This window comes from Parvimonas sp. D2 (genome assembly GCF_035282635.1).
In the GTDB taxonomy this organism is placed as follows: Bacteria; Bacillota; Clostridia; order Tissierellales; family Peptoniphilaceae; genus Parvimonas.
The window spans coordinates 1-265 of sequence record NZ_JAYKBO010000055.1 but is presented as its reverse complement, the minus strand read 5'-3'; the positions used below and the strand labels follow the sequence as shown (position 1 = coordinate 265).

General features: G+C 37.4%; 1 protein-coding gene. It reads right to left on the bottom strand.

Annotation, left to right across the window (positions count from 1 at the left end; translation table 11 throughout):
• On the bottom strand, nucleotides 1-238 hold a 238-nt coding region (locus tag VJI77_RS07560; RefSeq protein ID WP_323988987.1), incomplete at its 3' end, for an SPFH domain-containing protein.
• Between the last annotated feature and the right edge of the window lie 27 nt (nucleotides 239-265).

The following is a 265-nucleotide window of genomic DNA, read 5'->3' as shown; positions in this document are numbered from 1 at the left end:
CTTCGATAGAGGTTTTTACATTGGCAGGTAAAGTGATATTCCTTACCAGCAATTGTTCCAGTATCAATCCTCTTTTCTTGAAATCTGTTTCAATGCTTTTGAAAATACGGTTTTGGAAATCATCTCTTCTGTTAGAGTATAATTCAATAGCTGTAAAGTAAACTGCATTGTCTCGAATTTTAGTACGGGTAAGCGGACGAACAATTTTGTCTTTATAGTCAAGTCCGGTTTCTCTCACAATACGTGGGGCCTCGGTACCAATTAC